Source organism: Allobosea caraganae (genome assembly GCF_003351345.1).
Classification (GTDB): domain Bacteria; phylum Pseudomonadota; class Alphaproteobacteria; order Rhizobiales; family Beijerinckiaceae; genus Allobosea; species Allobosea caraganae.
The window spans coordinates 204,513-220,860 of the sequence record NZ_QQTO01000037.1; the positions used below are offsets into that span (position 1 = coordinate 204,513).

The window sequence follows — 16,348 nt, forward strand, 5'->3', positions numbered from 1 at the left end:
GGTTTTCCGGGTCATCCCTTCATGTTGAAGGCGTTAGGCAGCGCGGTGGTGATCCAGGGGATCGACGCCACGAAGAGCAGCGCGACGAACATCACCGCGAGGTACCAGAACAGCGGCTTCATCGCCTGTTCGACGGTGGTCTTGCAGATCGTGCAGGAAACGTAGAGCGCGATCCCGATCGGCGGCAGGATGCCGCCGATGCCGAAGGCCTCGACCATGACGATGCCGTATTGCAGCGGGTCGATGCCGAACTGGAGCGCCACCGGCAGCAGGAGCGGCCCGAGGATCACGATGGTGACGAGGCTCTCCAGCAGCGCGCCCATGATGATGGTCAGGATGATCACCACCGGCAGGAACAGCTTCGGCCCGAGATCGCCGACGGCCCCCGCGATGGCCTGCGGCACGCCTTCGAGCGAGAGCGCCCAGGAGAAGATCGTCGAGCCCGCGAGCGTGAAGAAGATCATGCCGCTCAGCACCGAGCTCTCGCTCAGTACCGTCCACATGTCCTTGAGCTTGAACTTGCCGTAGAGCAGCCCGAGCCCGAGCCCGTAGGCGACCGCGAAGGTCGAGACCTCGGTCGGCGTGCCGACGCCGCCGACGATGCCGCCGATCAGCACGACCGGCATCAGCAGCGGCAGGATCGCGGACTTGCCGGTCGAGCGCACCACGGCGAGGCTCGCCCGCTCCGTCGGCTCCCAGCCGGAGAAGCGCGCGCGGACATAGACCAGCAGCATCAGGCTGGCGGCGATGACCGCGGCCGGCAGGAAGCCGGCGAGGAACAGCGCGCCCGTCGAGACCGAGGTGACCGAGCCCAGCACCAGCACGGCGATGCTCGGCGGAATGGCCTCGCCCATGGCGGCCGAGGCCGCGAGCAATGCCGCGCATTCCGACTTCTTGTAGCCGCGCTGGTTGAGCAGCCGGTTCATCGGGATGCCGATGGTCGCCATGTCGGCGGCCTTCGAGCCCGAGATGCCCGACGAGATGTACATGCCGACGATCATGACCTGCAGCATGCCGCCACGGACATGGCCCATCATCGACGCGAGGAAATCGACGATCCTCGCGCCGATGCCGGCCCGGTCCATGATGAAGCCGGCGAGGATGAAGAAGGGCAGCGCCAGGAAGATGAAGCCGCCGGCGCCGCGCTGGGCGTTCATCGCGACCGCCGTCATCGGCGCGCCGCCGGTGACGACGATGGCGCCGAGGCCGACCGACGCCAGCACGAAGCCGATAGGAACGCCGATCGCGAGCAGCACGATGAAGATCGCGACGAGGTAGATGTAGTACCAGGAGGTATCGACCCAGGCCGCGTCCTTGCTGAGCAGGACGACGGCCAGCATCGCTGCGACGAGGACGGCCGAGCCGATCGAGGCGGCGCGCGGCGCCCGCCACAGCGCGATCAGCGCGAAGATCACGAACATCGCGGTGCCCAGCGTCATCGGCAGCGTCAGCCAGATATGGTCGAGGCTGAGCATCGTCGTCTTGGCGCCGGCATTGGCCTGGATCAGCGGGATCGAGAACACGCCGATGACGAGCGAGTTGACGATCACGACCCATTCGCTGGTCGCGTTGAGGAAGACCCTGACCTTGTCCGGCATGCTGTCGACCAGGATCTTGATCGACATGAAGTCGCCGCGGCGATAGGCGATGGCGCCGCCGAGGAAGGCGATGACGATCAGCAGCAGCTGCGAGGTCTCCTCGATGCCGAGCATGATCGGCGTGTCGAAGATCGTCCGCGCCAGCGTGTTGGTGAAGACCAGCACGACCTCGAAGGCCAGCGCGACGTTGAGCACCGCCAGCACGAGCCAGTCGAGCGCGTCGAGCCAGCGCGGCAGGATGATAGGTGTGATCGAGGGCCCGAAGGTGGCGTCTTCTATCGCCGCCAGATCAGGCCCGTCCTCCCGGGCAATTGTTGTGTTCATGTCCCGCCAGTTGGTCGGAGATGAAGTGTCGCCGTCGAGGGCGATGGCGCATCGATAGCAGCTTGCCCGCCACGAAAAAAATCGATTGTTTAGGGCCATTGCGATAAGAAGGGCCTATCATGACGATCACGCTCTCTCAGGTCCGCGCCTTCGAGCGCATCGCTCGCCTCGGCAGCTTCCACGCCGCGGCGAAGCATGTCGGCATCACCCAGCCGAGCATCTCCCAGCGCATCAAGGACCTCGAGGACATCCTCGGGGTCGAGCTGTTCACGCGCAACGGCCCGCGCGTCGCGCTGACGTCGGAGGGGCATGCGCTGCTGGAATATGCCGACCGCCTGCTGGAGACGGCCGACGACGTCGTGGTGCGCTTCAAGCGCCGCGACCCGCTGCTCGGCCTACTGCGGATCGGCGTCAACGAGAGTTTTGGCCTGATCTGCCTGACCGACCTGATGCGCCGGCTGGAGCGGCAATATCCGAAGCTCAAGACCTCGGTGATCGTCGGCGACACCGGCATGGTCAGCGCGCTCCTGAACGACCACCAGCTCGACCTCGCGGTGATCTCCGAGCCCGGCGTCGCCAACCACGTGCATCAGGTGCCGATCGGGCGCAACGAGCTCGCCTGGGTGGCGAGCAGCGACATGGACCTGCCCTCGGGCACGCTGACCCCGGCCCAGCTCGCCGCGCATCACCTCATCGTCAGCCCGCAGACGGCGCGGCTGCACACCACGATGACGAACTGGTTCGCCCAGGGCGGCGTCGCCCCGGAGCGGGTCAGCACCTGCAACAGCCTCTCGGTGACCCTGCTGATGGTGCGCAGCGGCTTCGCCATCGGCCTCGTGCCGATCCGGGTCGTCTCCGACGAGATGGCGCAGGGGCGCATGGTCCGCATCCCGGTGACCCCGGCCGTCGGCGCGCACCGCGTCTCGCTCTGCTACCAGATCGCCCAGTTCGGCCCGAACCTGCAGGCGATCGTCGACCTGACGAAGGAGCTGATCGCCCACCACCAGCTGTTCAAGTGAGGCTCGGCGGAGCCGCGCCTTCACCGTCATTGCGAGCGCAGCGAAGCAATCCAGGGGCGGCCGGGCACCCAGGCCCCCTGGATTGCTTCGTCGCTACGCTCCTCGCAATGACGGAGAGGCAACCGCCTCAGACGTAGCTCTGCCGCGTCCCGGTCGCCGACGAGCGCTCGATCGCCTCGATCATGCGGTGCCGCACCAGCGCGTCAGCGAAGGTCGGCACATGGTCGGTGCCGAGCTTGATGTCGCTGCGCATCAGCGCATAGGCATGCGCCAGCGTGTAGAACATGTCCGAAGGCGTGCAGCCCTGCACCAGCCTGTAGCTGTCCGGGATCGGCAATTCCTCCAGGCCGCCCCCCTCCGCCGTGCCGCGGATGCGCAGATCGCCATATTGCAGGCGCCCGGAATCGGCGGTGATGACGAGGTCGCCCTTGCTGCCGTTGATCTCCCAGAAGAATGGCGCGGCCTGCGACGTGCCCGAGCGGTAATGCACCGCCGCCACCGCGCCGTTCTGCAAGGTGCCGGTGAGCGCGATCTGGTCGTCGATCGTCTTGGCGACCTCCTCGCCCGTGTCGGTGCGCTTCACCACCGGATAGCGCGTCGCCAGCGTCGCCGAGAGTTCCTTGAACTCGCCGAGGCACCAGCAGAACCCGTCGATCGCGTGGCCGAACTGCACGGTCAGCATCGAGACGCCGTTCTTGCGGTCGAGCCCATAGACCAGCCGCGGCTCGACCGTCGCGCCCCAGGCGCCGGCAGAGGCGGTGAAGGTGGTCGAGATCACGTCGCCGACCCGGCCGGAGGCGACGAGGTCGCGGATATAGCGGATGGCCGGCGAGGCATGGCCCTGCAGGCCGACGAAGGCCGGCACGGCCTTGTCCTCGGCCATGACAGCCATCTGCTCGGCCTCCGCGCGGCCATTGCCGAGCGGCCACTCGCAATAGACCATCTTGCCGGCATCGAGCGCCATCTTGACCAGCTCGAGATGGTAGGGCACCCGCACCGCGACGACGACGAGGTCGACCTCGGGCCGCTTCACCAATTCAGCCGGATCGTGAAAGGCGAGCGGCACGCCATAGGCCTTCGCCGCCTCGGCCGCCGATTCGGCCCGCGAGGTCGCGAGCGCCCGGATCTCGTAGCCGGGCACCACCTTCAGGGCCGGGACATGCGCCCTGCCGGCCCAGGAGCCGGCTCCGCTCAACCCGACGAAGCCGAGCCCGATATCATCCGCTGCCATGTGCGCTGTTCCTGTCGATCGACGCGGGTAACGCTCGCGGGAAAGCCTCGGCGAGCGCAGGGCCGACAGGCTTCGCGCCCGTGGCATGGGGCTGCTTAGCAGCGCCCGCAGCGCAAGAAAAATCGATTATTCTGCCCGATTGCGATTGGTAATTCCGATGATGCTGGCTCGCAAGCCAGTCTGCTTCTCTGTCTTGGCCGCATCAGTGTCTGCCTCATAAATGCATGAGCCCTCACCCTGAGGGCTCGAATGTCCAGTCAGACACTCAGCTTTCGCGCGATTTCGGGTCTGCCGCGTCGCGAAGCGCATCGCCCAGCAGGTTGAGCGCCAGCACCGTCAGCAGGATGGCGAGGCTCGGGAAGACCGCGAGCCACCAGGCGTCGAGGATGTTCTCGAAGCCCTCGCGGATCATGCTGCCCCAGGTCGGAGTCGGCGGCGGCACGCCCAGCCCGATGAAGCTCAGCGAGGCCTCGGTGCGGATCGCCGAAGCCATCCACAGCGAGCTCATCACCACCACGTCCGAGACCATGTTGGGCAGGATGTGCCGGCCCATGATGCGCAGGTGGCCGGAGCCATAGGAGCGGCTCGCCTCGACGAAGTCGCGCTGCTTCAGCGAGATCGTCGGCGCGCGCGCCACGCGCGCAAAGGGCGCGATCTCGGTGACCGCGATGGCGATGATCAGGTTCTCCAGGCTGGCGCCCAGCATCGCCGCGATCATCAGCCCGAGCAGCAGCGTCGGGAAGGAGAGCATGACATCGAGCAGGCCCATGACGAACTGGTCGAACAGCCCGCCGATATAGCCGGCGACGATGCCGAGCGTGGCGCCGATCGCCATCGCGATCAGGATCGCGACGAAGCCGACGACCAGCGAGATGCGCGCGCCGTAGATCAGCCGCGAGAGTACGTCGCGGCCATAGCTGTCGGTGCCCAACCAGAATTCGGCCGAGGGCGGCTCCAGCCGCGAGACGATGTTCTGCTCCAGAGGGTCATAGGGGGCGAGCAGCGGCGCGAAGATGGCGACGAGCACGATCGCGGCGAGCAGGCCGAGCCCGACCCAGGAGAGCTTGTTCTTCGAGAAGGCGAGCCAAAGCCCGCCCGGGCGCGTCTCGATCGCGGGGGATGCAACCTCTGCCGTCATTGGTACTTCACCCGCGGGTCGACGAGGCCATAGGCGAGATCGGTCAGGGTGTTCACCACGATCACGCAAATGGCGAAGATGATCATCAGCCCCTGGAGCAGCGTGTAGTCGCGCGAATTGAGCGCGCCCAGGATGAGCTTGCCCAGGCCCGGCCGGTTGAAGATGATCTCGGTCAGCACGGAATTGCCGATCAGCGTGCCGAAATAGAGCCCGACCACCGTGATGATCGGGATCAGGCCGTTGCGCAGCGCATGCTGCAGCACGAGCTGAACCGGGCCGACGCCCTTGGCGCGGGCCGTGCGGATATAGTCCTCGGTCAGCACGTTCAGCATCGCGGCGCGGGTGACGCGCATCACGTAGGCGGTCATGATGATGCCGAGGTTGAGCGCCGGCAGAGCGAGCCCGCGCAGGCGCTCGGCCATATTGCTGCTGTTGCCGCCGAGCACCGGGAACCAGCCGAGCTGGATCGAGAAGACGATCAGCATCAGGATGCCGGAGACGAAGGCCGGGAAGGACAAGCCGAGCAACGAGATCAGCCGGGTGACGTAGTCGATCCAGCCATTGCGCTTGATCGCGGCCGCGATGCCGAGCGGCAGGCCGAAGGCGAGCCCGATCGCGATCGAGGCCAGCGCCAGCTCGATCGTCGAGGGCAGGACCTGCGCGACCTCCTGCACCACGCTGCGGCCGCTGCTGAGCGAGCGCCCGAGATTGCCGGTCAGCACGTCGCCGAGGAAGGCCAGGTACTGCACGTGCATGGGCTGGTCGAGCCCGAGCTTGACGCGCAGGGCCTGGAGCGAGGCCGCCGTCGCCTGGTCGCCGAGGATGACGGAGGCGGCGTCGCCCGGCACGAGCCGCACCAGCACGAAGATCGCCGTCAGCATCACGAGCAGAGTCGGGATCGCCAGCAGCAGACGCCTGAGCACGTATCCGGTCATGCGGCCTGCCTGCTCGCCATCAGGCGCTCGGGCTTGAAGCCGGAGATCTGCCGGCTCGTGCCGCCCTTGACCACGAGATCGCAGATGATCGCGCCGACCACCGGCACGAGCTGGAAGCCATGGCCGGAGAAGCCGAAGGCGTGGAAGACGCCCGGCGCATTCGGCGAAGGCCCAACCACCGGCACAAGGTCGCGGGTCTTCGCCTCCATCCCGGCCCAGCTGCGGGCGATGCGCACGTCACGCACGGCGGGGAAGAGGTCGGTCGCGGCGCGCGCGCCCTTGGCGAGCTCGGTGAAGTTGACGAAGCTGCGCTGCGCATCGAGATCGGCCGAGCCCTGCAGGCCACCACCGATCACCAGGGTGCCCTGCCCCGCCTGCTTGAACGAGAGCGCGCGGCCGACGACGCTGACCACGGGTTCGAGCAAGGGCTCCAGCCGCTCGGTGGCGATCATCATCGAGGCCTTGTAGCCGAGCTCGATCTCGTCGCCGAACAGGCTGGCGAGTTTGCCCGCCCAGGCGCCGGCGGCGTTGACGACGACCGGAGCACTGAAGCAGCGCTCGCCGCTACAGCGCACCAGCCAGTTGGCGCCGCGCCGCTCGATCACCTCGACGCCGCAGCCCTCGATGATCGTGACGCCGGCGGCCTCGCAGCTACGGCGGAAGGCGGCGAGCGTCTTGTGCGGATCAGCCGCACCGTCAGTGCGGACGATCAGTGCGCCGAAGCAATGCTTGCTCAGCGCCGGCACCAGGCGCTGCAACTCGGCCCGGTCGATGATCTCCTCATGCTGGTAGCCGAGCTTGCGCATCGTCTCGGCGCGCTGGAGCAGCGCGGGCATCTGCTCCTCGAACTCGGCGACGCGGATCTGGCCATGGGCATGGAAGCCGCAATCACCATCGACGATCCCGCCGATGCGATGCCACATCTCCATGGCCTCGAGCGAAACAGGCACCTCCGCGAGGTCGCGGCCGAGCGTCCGCACGCCCGCCGCCGTCGCGCCCGAGGCGTGGCGGCCGACCCAGGATTTCTCCAGCACGACGACGCGTCGCCCGGCGCGCGCCAGATGCAGCGCGGCGGAGAGCCCGTGCAGCCCCCCGCCAATCACGGTGACATCGTAATCGCGCGGGCTCACGCCACCGGCTCCTGCTGGTCGAGCGATGCGAGCTCGCCGAGCGTCACCGGCTTCAGCGGTGGCCGGACCCTGTAGAAACCGACCTCGCCCGGCGGCCGGTTCTCGGCCTGCGCCAGGATATGCGTGATCGTATAGCCGCATTGCCTGCCCTGGCACGGGCCCATGCCGGCACGGGTGAAGGCTTTCACTTGATTGGGGCCGGGCCGGCCGAGCTTGACGAGATCGCGAATTTCCTGGGCACTGACCTCTTCGCAGCGGCAGACGATGGTCTCATCCGGCGGCGCGAAGACCTGCGGGCGCGGCGCGAACAGGGTGTCGAGGAAGGGCCGCAGCGCCAGTTCGCGGCCGAGCGAGCTGCGCAGCGGCGCGGCCCGCTCGTCGGCAGCCCCCTCGCCCAGACGACCGAGCTTCACCGCAGCTCGCAGCGCCGCGATATGGCCGCGCAGTTCCGCCGCCTTGGCCCCGGCGATACCAGCACCGTCGCCGGCGACGAAGACGTAGTCCTGCGAGCTTTCGCCCCAGGAATCGAGCACCGGCACGTAGCAGGCCTGCACGTCCGACCACTCGACCTTGCAGCCCAGCGCCAGCGGCGGATGGATGCTGGGGACGACGCCCTCATGCACCAGCACGACTTCGGCCGACACAATCGCCTCGCGGCCATTGGCGGTGCGATAGCGCAGTTGCTCGACCTTGTCGGTTCCGACAGCCTCGATCTCGGCGACATGCTTGACCACCGGGACGCCAGCCCGCTTCAGCGCGGCCTTCCAGCCAAGCCCCTTCAGCAGGTCGCCCATCGCACCCAATGCACCCGGCAGATGCGGCAGCGCCGCCATCAGCCGCCCTTTAGGCGTCGTGTCGAGATAGCCGGCGACCCTACCGCCCGCCTTGAGCAACTGCGTCATGTAGAGCAGCGGCAGCGGCCCGCTGCCGGCGATCCAGACCGGCTTTTCGGGGATTTCACCGGCATTCTTCAGCAGGATCTGCGCAGCCCCGACCGTGAGCACACCCGGCAGGGTCCAACCCGGGAACGGCGCCGGCCGCTCCTGCGCGCCCGTCGCCAGGATGACCGCTCTGGCCTTGATCACCCGCGCCTGGCGATCCCTGGTCACGAAGGCGCGGAAGCCGGGCTCGATCTGCCAGAGCTGCGAGCCCGGCTCGTAGACGGCACCGCTGGCCCGGAAGGCCGCCGCGCTGGCCTGGCCCGCCGCGTAGGCCTCGCCGAGCAGAGCGCCACGCTTGGTCGCGGCGACGGTCTCGACCGAGCGCCAGATCTGGCCGCCCGGAGCCGGCTGGTCGTCGATCACCAGCACGTCGAGCCCATTCTGGCGCGCGGTGACGGCGGCGGCCATGCCGGCCGGACCGGCGCCGACGATCAGGAGGTCAACCTCGCTCATGCGCTCAGGCTCCGCTTGCCCTGCTGGCGCTCGATGCGCATGCCCGGCGCCACCATGGTCAGGCAGGTCTGCACCGAGGCGACGCCGTCGACCTTGGCCAGGCAGTCGAAGCAGACGCCCATCAGGCAATAGGGCGCGCGCCGGCTCTGCGTCACCGGCGTGGTGCGCGACCACGCCTCTTTCTGCCGCAGCAGCACCGCCGCGACGCTCTCGCCGGGCTCGGCCGCGACGGGCGCGCCGTCGACATAGATGGTGATGGCCTCAGTGAGAGGCTCATGCAGCTTTCGGAACATCAAAGCGCCTTTGGTGGAACGGGTCGAGCGAAGCCGGCAGGCTGCCGGCCGCGATGGCCTCAGCGAGCCCCGCAGCGTGAACCGCAGCGAGCGTGACGCCGGAATGGCAGAGCGCGACGAAGGCGCCGGGATGGCTCGGCGACTGCGCGTAGATCGGATAGCTGTCGGGCGTCATGATCCTCAGGCCGGCCCATTGCCGGACCAGCGCGACATCGGCCAAAGCCGGCACGAGCCTGATCGTCTTGCGGCTGAGCTTCGCCGCGGCCTCGCCGGTGGTCGAGACGTCGTAACCCGCCTCCTCCTGCGTCGCGCCGATCATCACCGTGCCCTCGCCGGTCTGGCGCAGCCCGCTCGCCGGCAGCGGCAGGAAGGGCGCCAGCCGCTCGGTGACCAAAATCTGCCCGCGCTGCGGCCGCACCGGAACGTCGAGCCCGACCTGCCGGGCCAGCGCCTGAGAGCCGAGCCCGGCCGCGATCACCAGCTTCGGCGCGGTGACCTGCTCGTTGCCGAAGCTGACGCGCAGACCTTCGCCGTCGCGGCGGATCTCGCGCACTGTCGCCCCGCTGCGGATCGCGCCGCCACGGCGGACCAGCCCGGCATGGAGCGCGCCCAGCAGCTTGAGCGGGTTCACATGACCGTCCAGCCGGCCGAAGCTGGCGCCCGCCACCTCCGGCCCCCACTGCACCTTCGGCAGCAGCTTCGACAGCGCGGCGCGGTCGAGCATCTCCCAATCGGCGTCTTCGCCGGCGAGCTGGTTGTGCAGGCGCTGCAATTGCAGCTTGCGCTTCTCGAACTCGTCCTCGCCCAGGCAGAAGGCCAGCCCACCATTCTGCTCGTAGGTCAGGCCGATCCCCGTCGTCTCCGTCAGCTCGGCGACGAAATCCGGCCAGAGCGCGACGCTGCTGCGGGTCAGCTGCTGATAGGCGGGCATGTTCATGCCCTTGCCCTGCAGCCAGACCAGCCCGAAATTGGCCCGCGCGGCGCGGAAGTCGCCATCGTCGCCGTCGAGCAGCAGGACGCGCTGCCGCCGGGCCGCCAGCCCGTAGGCGATCGCGGCGCCGACCGTGCCTCCCCCGATGACGACGACGTCCGGCTGCATCGTTTTTCCTCTTGCCAGCTTCGAAGTTAGGGACCCATCTTCTATTTCGTCAAAGTCGTATTTCGGTCCCCTCTATTCGCACAGGTTATGGCATGGCGCGCCGCCTCAACCTTCGGCAGATCGAGGCCTTCAAGGCGGTGATCGAGCACGGCACCGTCAGCCGGGCAGCCGAGGTGATGAACGTCTCGCAGCCGGCGATGAGCAAGCTGATCGCGCATCTCGAGGAGGATACGGGCCTCAGGCTGTTCGACCGCCTCAAGGGCAGGCTCGCGCCGACGCAGCGCGGCATGCGGCTCTACGAGGAGATCGACCGCATCTTCGCCGGCCTCCGCCAGGTCGAGAACGCGGTCGACGCCATCCGCCGCGACGAGCAGGGCCGCCTGCTGGTCGGCGTCATGCCGGCTTTGTCCGGCTCCTTCATCCAGCAGGCGACCTCGAACTTCCTGCGCGTCCACCCCAACGTGTTCTGCTCGATCCAGTCGCGCAGCTCGCAATGGATCGCCGACGGGCTGGTGACGCGAAAGCTCGATGTCGGCCTGGTGATCTTCCCGATCGACAACCCCTACATCGTCACCGAGCCGATGATGGGGCACCCGGTCGTGTGCATCATGCCGCTCGGCCATCCGCTGGCGGCGAAGAGCGTGATCACGCCGGCCGATCTCAACGATGTGCCGTTCATCTCCTTCGATCCGGAGAGCCATACCAGCCAGCGCGTCATGAGCGTGCTGAAGGCGCATGAGGTCCGCTGCAACACGGTCCTGATCGCCAATGTCTCGCCGACCTTGTGCGAGTTCGTCGCGGCCGGCGTCGGCGTCTCGCTGGTGCACCCGCTGATCGTCAGCGGCCTGCGCGGCCAGCTTGCGATCCGGCGCTTCGAGCCCGAGGTGCAGCTCGACTTCCAGCTCTGCCGCATCCGCGACAGCCGCAACGCCCGCCTCGTCGACGCCTTCCTCGAACAGGCGCGGGAGACGGCCGCGCAGGTCTCGCGCACGCTGCTCGAAGCCGACTGACGAGATCAGGGTCAGGGCAGCGGCGATTTGCCAGAACCAAGCGCCGTCATCCCGGCCGTAGCGAAGCGGAGCGCCGGGATCCATCGTAGAGCGCCGGAGCCCTACGATGGATCCCGGAGCGGCGCGGCTTCGCCGCTTGTCCGGGATGACGCGGCGAGGTTTCCGCGCCATCCTCGCATGTCTTGCCCAATGCTCAGCGCGGCTTCACCGTCGTCAGCTCGGTGATCGGCGGCGCCAGGTTCATCGCGCCCTTGAGGTCGTAGCCGTAGTCGATGCGGTTGCTATGGGCCCAGACCTGGTTCAGGTCGAACAGCGGCACCGCGCAGACGTCGTCGTGGATCTTGCGCTGCGCCTCCTTCCAGAAGGCCTTCTGCTTGTCCGGGTTGGGCTCGGTCCGGGCCGCCTCGATCTCGGCATCGGCGACGGCGCAATGCGAGAAGTTGGTCACCGCGGTCGGCTTACTGACGTCGGCGCTCGAATGGTAGAACTCGCTGAGATAGGTGTCGGCGATCGGGAAGCGCGCCGCGCCGTAGAAGACCAGCGCGCTGGCGTTCTTGCGCGACTGGCTCTGGTAGGTCGGGTGGTCGACGACGCTCATGTCGAGCTTGATGCCGGCCTTGGCGAGCTGCGACTGGATGATCTCCATGATCGGCTGCTGCGCCGAGATGTTGGAGACCGTGACCTTCAGCGTGATGCCGTCCTTGTGCCCGGCCTCGGCCAGCAGCGCCTTGGCCTTGGCGGGGTCGAACGGGTAGTTCCCGGCCGTGCAATCCTCGCCGAGATAGCCGGGCGGCACCACCGAGCAGCCGCGCGGGCCGACATCCTTGCCGACATATTTCACGAGGTCGTCGACATTGATCGCGTAAGCGATGGCCTGGCGCACGCGCAGGTCGTCGAGCGGGGCGATGCTGCGGTTGATGTGGAGCGTCCGGAACTCGCCGGGACGGAAGATGTCGACGTTGATGTTGCCGCGCCGGCGCGCCTGGTCGACCCAGCGCTGCTCGCGCTTGGCGTACATCACGTCGAGCTCCCCGGAGGTGAAGGCGAGCTCGCGGGCGCTGTCGGACGGGATCATGCGGTACATGATCGTGTCGATCTTCGGCTTGCCGCGGAAATAGCCGGGATGGGCGACGAGCTTCACATATTGCTGGGTGACGTGCTCAGCGAAGGCGAAGGGCCCGGTGCCGACCGGGTTGGTGCCGAACCTGTCGCCGAGCTCCTCGGCCGCCTTCTTCGAGACGATGTTGCCGCCATGGTAGTTCGAGACCCGGCCGAGGAAGTTCACGTCGGTGTATTTCAGCGTGATGCGGACAGTGGTGTCGTCGAGCTTCTCGAGCTTGTCGATCGCGGCGAAGTCGGCCGAGAAGGTCGAGCGCTTCGGATCGGCCGAGCGGGTCAGCGAATAGACCACGTCGTCGGCGGTCAACTCGCCCCAGTTGCCGTGGAACTTGACGCCCTTGCGCAAATGGAAGGTCCAGACCTTGCCGTCCGGCGAGGTCTCCCAGCGCTCGGCCAGGTCGAGCTCGATGTCCTTCGGGTCGGCGCTTCCCGGCGGGAAGCGGACGAGGCCGTTATACATCCAGCCGACCAGCGCCTTGTCCGTCGTTTGGCTGGCGCGATGCGCGTCGAGGGTCGCGATATCCGAGCCGCCGGAGCTGATCTGGAGCGTGTTGTCCTGCGCCAGGGCCATGGTCGAGGCCATGACCGAGAACAGAAGAGCCACAGCAAGCCTGCGAGGACGTGACGGCATCCGCTTCACCCTTGTTTTCAGCAGTTTAGAGCGTGGATGGCCGATCCCTGTCCTGTCAAAGTCCGAATTCGGGACATCGTATTCGCGAGGGTTATGGCTGGCCAGCGCGAAGGCCAGCGTCGCGTCGCTGCGGAACCTCCTGCCACCCATGGTCGCACGGCCGGGGCATGCGTGGGAACGACAGCCCTGACGGGCGCGTTCAAGGCCAGAACCCGGGAGAGATGACGATGGAAACCCAAGAGCTGCATCGCGGCCGCCTGATCGACCACATCCAGCTCGTGGTCAGCGATCTCGCCGCAAGCCGGCGCTTCTACGAGGCGATCTTCCAGGCGCTCGACATCCCCCAGGGCGGCAGCGCCGAGAGCTATTTCTGGTTCGACGAGCTCTTCGTCTCGTCGCGCGACAGCGAGGCGGCGCAGGGACACCTGACCGGGCGCCATCACCTCGCCTTCCAGGCGCGCGATCGCGCGATGGTCGAGGCGTTCTACGAGGCCGGGCTGGCCCATGGCGGCAAGGACAATGGCGGGCCCGGCGAGCGGCCCTATCACCCCGGCTATTACGCCGCCTTCCTGCTCGACCCCGACGGCAACAACATCGAGGCCGTCCATCACGGCGAAGCCGAGCGCAGCGCGCCCTCGGTGAAGATCACCTTCTAGGACGCTTCCGGGCAACTCTCACCTCATTGCGAGCGCAGCGAAGCAACCCAGGGGGACCGGGTGAGCGAGACCCCCTGGGTTGCTTCGCTGCGCTCGCAATGACGGGTGGGGTGTCGGAACGCTTCGATCCGATCGGAAAGCGCCCCAAACGCGGGCACCATCAAATGGCGCTGTGCAGGCCTCATGGCCTGCACAGCGCTCAAACTCAAACGCTCTCGCCGACCGCCTGGAGGTAGAGGTCGAGGATCGCCTCCTCTTCCTTGCGCTCTTCCAGGTCGCGCTTGCGCAGCGCCACGACCTTGCGCAGCACCTTGACGTCGTAGCCGTTGCCCTTGGCCTCGGCATAGACCTCCTTGATGTCGTCGGCGATCGTCTTCTTCTCTTCCTCGAGCCGCTCGATGCGCTCGACGATGCTCTTGAGCTGATCGCCCGCAACCGGATCGTCCATTCGAAAATCCTTCTCTCTGAATTCGGCCGGTCGGGTTCGCGCGGATAGGCCGTCGCGTCAAGCGGCAAGCCGTCGCGGCTGGGGAAAGCTGTTCATGACGCCCCGTCGCGAAGGGCCGCGACCACGGGCGGCACGATCCGCGCCAGCCTGAGGCCCCAGGCCCGCGCCGTCTCCGGGCTGGCGATCAGGTCCTGCCGGACCTCGATCAGCGCGTCGGGCAGGCCGCGGCGCGTGGCGTGGCGGTCGATCGTATCGCCGGGCAGGCCGCCATTATAGGGCTCGTTGTCGCCGACAACGAGATCGCCTTCGGCCTGCAGGGCCGCGATCAGCGCCTGCGCCAGCGCGCCCTCATGGTCCCAGAGCACGCCGACATGCCAGGGCCGCGCCACCGCCTTCCAGAACGGCGTGAACGAATGGATCGAGACGATCGCCGGCAGGTGCCCGGTGGCGATGGCGGTCTCGATCGCATCATCGATCGCCGCGTCATAGGGCGCGTAGTATTTGGCGACCCGCGCCGCGATCCCGGCCTCGTCGATGCGGGCATTGCCGGGCACGATCGCCCCATCCGAGAGCCGCATCACCAGCGTCGGATCGTCGAGCCCGCGATTGGGATCGATCAGCAGGCGAGAGAAATTCGTCAGCAGCGCCGGGGCGCCGGTGGCATGCGCCATCGCCCGCGTCAGCTCAGCCGCACCGATATCGTAGGCGATATGGCGTTCGAGTTGCTCGGGCGGCAGGCCGAGCGAATTCAGCTCGGGCGGCATCGCGTTCGAGGCGTGGTCGCAGAGCAGCAGCATCCCCGTCGCCGGATCGCCGGAGATGATCTCAACCTCGCCCGGCGCGAGCGGCAACACGGATCCGGCAGCAAGGGAATCGGACCGCATCGCCGCTCCAGAAAGTATGACTTAACGGACAAAACGGACGTGACGTCCGCTGCCCGCCGACTTAAAAGAGCACGCAACGAAAGTCGATGCGATCGACGCGGTCACGGGCGGAATGGCGGGGCGGATTTGCAACACGATTCGGCTGAGAGCCTGCGCATCGCCCGCACCATCTTCGACGCCGCCGTCGGCCGCGCCCAACCCTCGGGCTGCCTGCCGGCGCATCTCCCCGCTCCGCCGCGCAAGGGCCGCCTCATCCTGCTCGCCGCCGGCAAGGCCGCCGGCAGCATGACGGCGCTGGCCGAGGCGCACTATCTCGATTCCGGCCTCGACCCTGCCCGGCTCGTCGGCCATGCCGTCGCCCGTCACGGCTACGAGACCAAGACGCGCCATATCCCGATGGTCGCCGCCGGCCACCCGGTGCCGGACCAGGGCAGCCTCGACAGCGCCGTGCGCGCACTCGAACTCGCGAAATCCGCCACGGCCGATGACCTCGTGCTGGTGCTGCTCTCCGGCGGCGGCTCAGCCAACTGGGTCGCGCCGGCAGGCACTCTCACGCTCGCCGAGAAGCAGGCGGTCAACAAGGCGCTGCTGCGCTCGGGCGCGCCGATCGGCGAGATGAACATCGTCCGCAAGCGGCTCTCGCGCATCAAGGGCGGCAGGCTGGCGCTTGCCGCCGCCCCCGCGCCGCTGCTGACCCTGGCGATCTCCGACGTGCCCGGCGATGAGCCGACGGCGATCGCCTCGGGCCCGACCGTGCCCGACCCCAGCACGATGGCCGATGCCCGCGCCATCGTCGCCCGCTACGGGCTCGACCTTCCCCCGGCCGCGCGCGCCCTGCTCGACAATGAGGCCAGCGAGACGCCGAAGCCCGGCCACCCCGCCTTCGCCAACACGGAGTTCCGCATCATCGCTCGCCCGCATGACGCGATCGCGGCCGCCGTCGCGGCGGCCAAGGCGGCGGGCTACGAGACGATTGATCTCGGCCCCGATCTCGAGGGCGAAGCGCGCGACGTCGCCGCCGCGCATGCCGCGATGGCGCTCAAGCTCAAGGCCGAGGGCCGCCGCGCCGCGATCATCTCCGGCGGCGAGCTCACCGTAACCCTGCGCGGCAAGGGCCGCGGCGGGCCGAACCAGGAATATGCGCTGGCGCTCGCCGTCGCGCTCGACGGCGCCTCCGGCATCGTCGGGCTCTCCGGCGACACCGACGGCACCGATGGCGGCGGCGGCGAGGCGACCGACCCGGCCGGCGCCGTGATCGACCCCACGACTTTGGCGCGCGCCAAGGCGCTCGGCCTCGTTCCCGCCCAATCTCTCGCCAATAACGATTCGACCGGCTTCTTCGAAGCGCTCGGCGATCTGCTGCGGACGGGGCCGACCTTGACCAATGTGAACGATTGCCGCGTCGTCCTGATCGATCCTTGATGCGTTTCCACCGCCCT

Annotated in this window: 15 protein-coding genes; 4 read left to right on the forward strand and 11 right to left on the reverse strand. The window is 68.0% G+C overall.

All coding sequences use genetic code 11. The features are described from left to right. Positions 1 to 11 precede the first annotated feature (11 nt). Positions 12 to 1,922: a TRAP transporter large permease gene (locus DWF00_RS25505; protein ID WP_181832549.1), complete on the reverse strand. Its 1,911-nt coding sequence runs from the start codon at positions 1,920 to 1,922 to the stop codon at positions 12 to 14. 119 nt (positions 1,923 to 2,041) lie between these two features. Here DWF00_RS25505 and DWF00_RS25510 point away from each other — a divergent pair, with 119 nt between their 5' ends. Further along, positions 2,042 to 2,941: a LysR family transcriptional regulator gene (locus DWF00_RS25510; RefSeq protein WP_114828378.1), complete on the forward strand. Its 900-nt coding sequence runs from the start codon at positions 2,042 to 2,044 to the stop codon at positions 2,939 to 2,941. A 127-nt stretch (positions 2,942 to 3,068) separates the two neighbouring features. On the opposite strand, the gene DWF00_RS25515 is transcribed toward DWF00_RS25510, so the two are convergent. The 7 genes from DWF00_RS25515 to DWF00_RS25545 form a co-directional block, all read right to left on the reverse strand. Continuing rightward, a complete protein-coding gene (locus tag DWF00_RS25515; RefSeq protein WP_114828377.1) occupies positions 3,069 to 4,172 on the reverse strand; it encodes a Gfo/Idh/MocA family protein in 1,104 nt (367 codons plus the stop codon). A 265-nt stretch (positions 4,173 to 4,437) separates the two neighbouring features. Next, on the reverse strand, positions 4,438 to 5,310 hold the full coding sequence (locus DWF00_RS25520) for an ABC transporter permease (RefSeq protein WP_114828376.1): 873 nt from the start codon (positions 5,308 to 5,310) through the stop codon (positions 4,438 to 4,440). Further along, positions 5,307 to 6,245 carry an ABC transporter permease gene (locus DWF00_RS25525; protein ID WP_114828375.1) on the reverse strand — a complete coding sequence of 313 codons (939 nt, stop codon included), beginning with the start codon at positions 6,243 to 6,245 and terminating at the stop codon, positions 5,307 to 5,309. Before DWF00_RS25525 ends, DWF00_RS25520 begins: the two co-directional genes overlap by 4 nt. Further along, entirely contained in the window at positions 6,242 to 7,375 is a 1,134-nt protein-coding gene (locus tag DWF00_RS25530; protein WP_114828374.1) for an NAD(P)/FAD-dependent oxidoreductase, read from the reverse strand. The genes DWF00_RS25525 and DWF00_RS25530 overlap by 4 nt, the downstream gene beginning before the upstream one ends. Continuing rightward, positions 7,372 to 8,769: an FAD/NAD(P)-dependent oxidoreductase gene (locus DWF00_RS25535; RefSeq protein WP_114828373.1), complete on the reverse strand. Its 1,398-nt coding sequence runs from the start codon at positions 8,767 to 8,769 to the stop codon at positions 7,372 to 7,374. The genes DWF00_RS25530 and DWF00_RS25535 overlap by 4 nt, the downstream gene beginning before the upstream one ends. After that, positions 8,766 to 9,062: a (2Fe-2S)-binding protein gene (locus DWF00_RS25540; RefSeq protein WP_114828372.1), complete on the reverse strand. Its 297-nt coding sequence runs from the start codon at positions 9,060 to 9,062 to the stop codon at positions 8,766 to 8,768. Before DWF00_RS25540 ends, DWF00_RS25535 begins: the two co-directional genes overlap by 4 nt. Further along, entirely contained in the window at positions 9,043 to 10,161 is a 1,119-nt protein-coding gene (locus DWF00_RS25545) for an NAD(P)/FAD-dependent oxidoreductase (protein ID WP_114828371.1), read from the reverse strand. The genes DWF00_RS25540 and DWF00_RS25545 overlap by 20 nt, the downstream gene beginning before the upstream one ends. A gap of 92 nt (positions 10,162 to 10,253) precedes the next feature. On the opposite strand from DWF00_RS25545, the gene DWF00_RS25550 reads away from it, so the two are divergent. Beyond that, positions 10,254 to 11,171: a LysR substrate-binding domain-containing protein gene (locus tag DWF00_RS25550; protein WP_114828370.1), complete on the forward strand. Its 918-nt coding sequence runs from the start codon at positions 10,254 to 10,256 to the stop codon at positions 11,169 to 11,171. Positions 11,172 to 11,364: 193 nt separating this feature from the next. Here the strand turns inward: DWF00_RS25550 and DWF00_RS25555 are convergent, their stop codons facing one another. Then, the gene (locus tag DWF00_RS25555; RefSeq protein ID WP_245974308.1) at positions 11,365 to 12,894 is read right to left on the reverse strand and encodes an ABC transporter substrate-binding protein; all 1,530 of its coding nucleotides are present in this window, start codon (positions 12,892 to 12,894) and stop codon (positions 11,365 to 11,367) included. Positions 12,895 to 13,148: 254 nt separating this feature from the next. Here DWF00_RS25555 and DWF00_RS25560 point away from each other — a divergent pair, with 254 nt between their 5' ends. Further along, complete coding sequence (locus tag DWF00_RS25560; RefSeq protein WP_114828369.1) at positions 13,149 to 13,577, forward strand: VOC family protein; 429 nt, start codon at positions 13,149 to 13,151, stop codon at positions 13,575 to 13,577. A gap of 205 nt (positions 13,578 to 13,782) precedes the next feature. On the opposite strand, the gene DWF00_RS25565 is transcribed toward DWF00_RS25560, so the two are convergent. Continuing rightward, entirely contained in the window at positions 13,783 to 14,025 is a 243-nt protein-coding gene (locus DWF00_RS25565) for a DUF2312 domain-containing protein (RefSeq protein ID WP_114828368.1), read from the reverse strand. A gap of 92 nt (positions 14,026 to 14,117) precedes the next feature. Continuing rightward, positions 14,118 to 14,909 carry an N-formylglutamate amidohydrolase gene (locus DWF00_RS25570; protein ID WP_114828367.1) on the reverse strand — a complete coding sequence of 264 codons (792 nt, stop codon included), beginning with the start codon at positions 14,907 to 14,909 and terminating at the stop codon, positions 14,118 to 14,120. 126 nt (positions 14,910 to 15,035) lie between these two features. Between DWF00_RS25570 and DWF00_RS25575 the strand changes: the two genes are divergently transcribed. Next, entirely contained in the window at positions 15,036 to 16,331 is a 1,296-nt protein-coding gene (locus tag DWF00_RS25575; RefSeq protein WP_114828366.1) for a glycerate kinase type-2 family protein, read from the forward strand. Positions 16,332 to 16,348 lie beyond the last annotated feature (17 nt).

Excerpts from the sequence above, each read along its gene's own strand:
- DWF00_RS25510 (WP_114828378.1), top strand. The coding sequence starts at position 2,042 with ATGACGATCACGCTCTCTCAGGTCCGCGCCTTCGAGCGCATCGCTCGC.
- DWF00_RS25535 (WP_114828373.1), bottom strand. The coding sequence starts at position 8,769 with ATGAGCGAGGTTGACCTCCTGATCGTCGGCGCCGGTCCGGCCGGCATG.
- DWF00_RS25525 (WP_114828375.1), bottom strand. The coding sequence starts at position 6,245 with ATGACCGGATACGTGCTCAGGCGTCTGCTGCTGGCGATCCCGACTCTG.
- DWF00_RS25505 (WP_181832549.1), bottom strand. The coding sequence starts at position 1,922 with ATGAACACAACAATTGCCCGGGAGGACGGGCCTGATCTGGCGGCGATA.
- DWF00_RS25550 (WP_114828370.1), top strand. The coding sequence starts at position 10,254 with ATGGCGCGCCGCCTCAACCTTCGGCAGATCGAGGCCTTCAAGGCGGTG.
- DWF00_RS25560 (WP_114828369.1), top strand. The coding sequence starts at position 13,149 with ATGGAAACCCAAGAGCTGCATCGCGGCCGCCTGATCGACCACATCCAG.
- DWF00_RS25520 (WP_114828376.1), bottom strand. The coding sequence starts at position 5,310 with ATGACGGCAGAGGTTGCATCCCCCGCGATCGAGACGCGCCCGGGCGGG.
- DWF00_RS25540 (WP_114828372.1), bottom strand. The coding sequence starts at position 9,062 with ATGTTCCGAAAGCTGCATGAGCCTCTCACTGAGGCCATCACCATCTAT.
- DWF00_RS25565 (WP_114828368.1), bottom strand. The coding sequence starts at position 14,025 with ATGGACGATCCGGTTGCGGGCGATCAGCTCAAGAGCATCGTCGAGCGC.
- DWF00_RS25570 (WP_114828367.1), bottom strand. The coding sequence starts at position 14,909 with ATGCGGTCCGATTCCCTTGCTGCCGGATCCGTGTTGCCGCTCGCGCCG.
- DWF00_RS25515 (WP_114828377.1), bottom strand. The coding sequence starts at position 4,172 with ATGGCAGCGGATGATATCGGGCTCGGCTTCGTCGGGTTGAGCGGAGCC.
- DWF00_RS25545 (WP_114828371.1), bottom strand. The coding sequence starts at position 10,161 with ATGCAGCCGGACGTCGTCGTCATCGGGGGAGGCACGGTCGGCGCCGCG.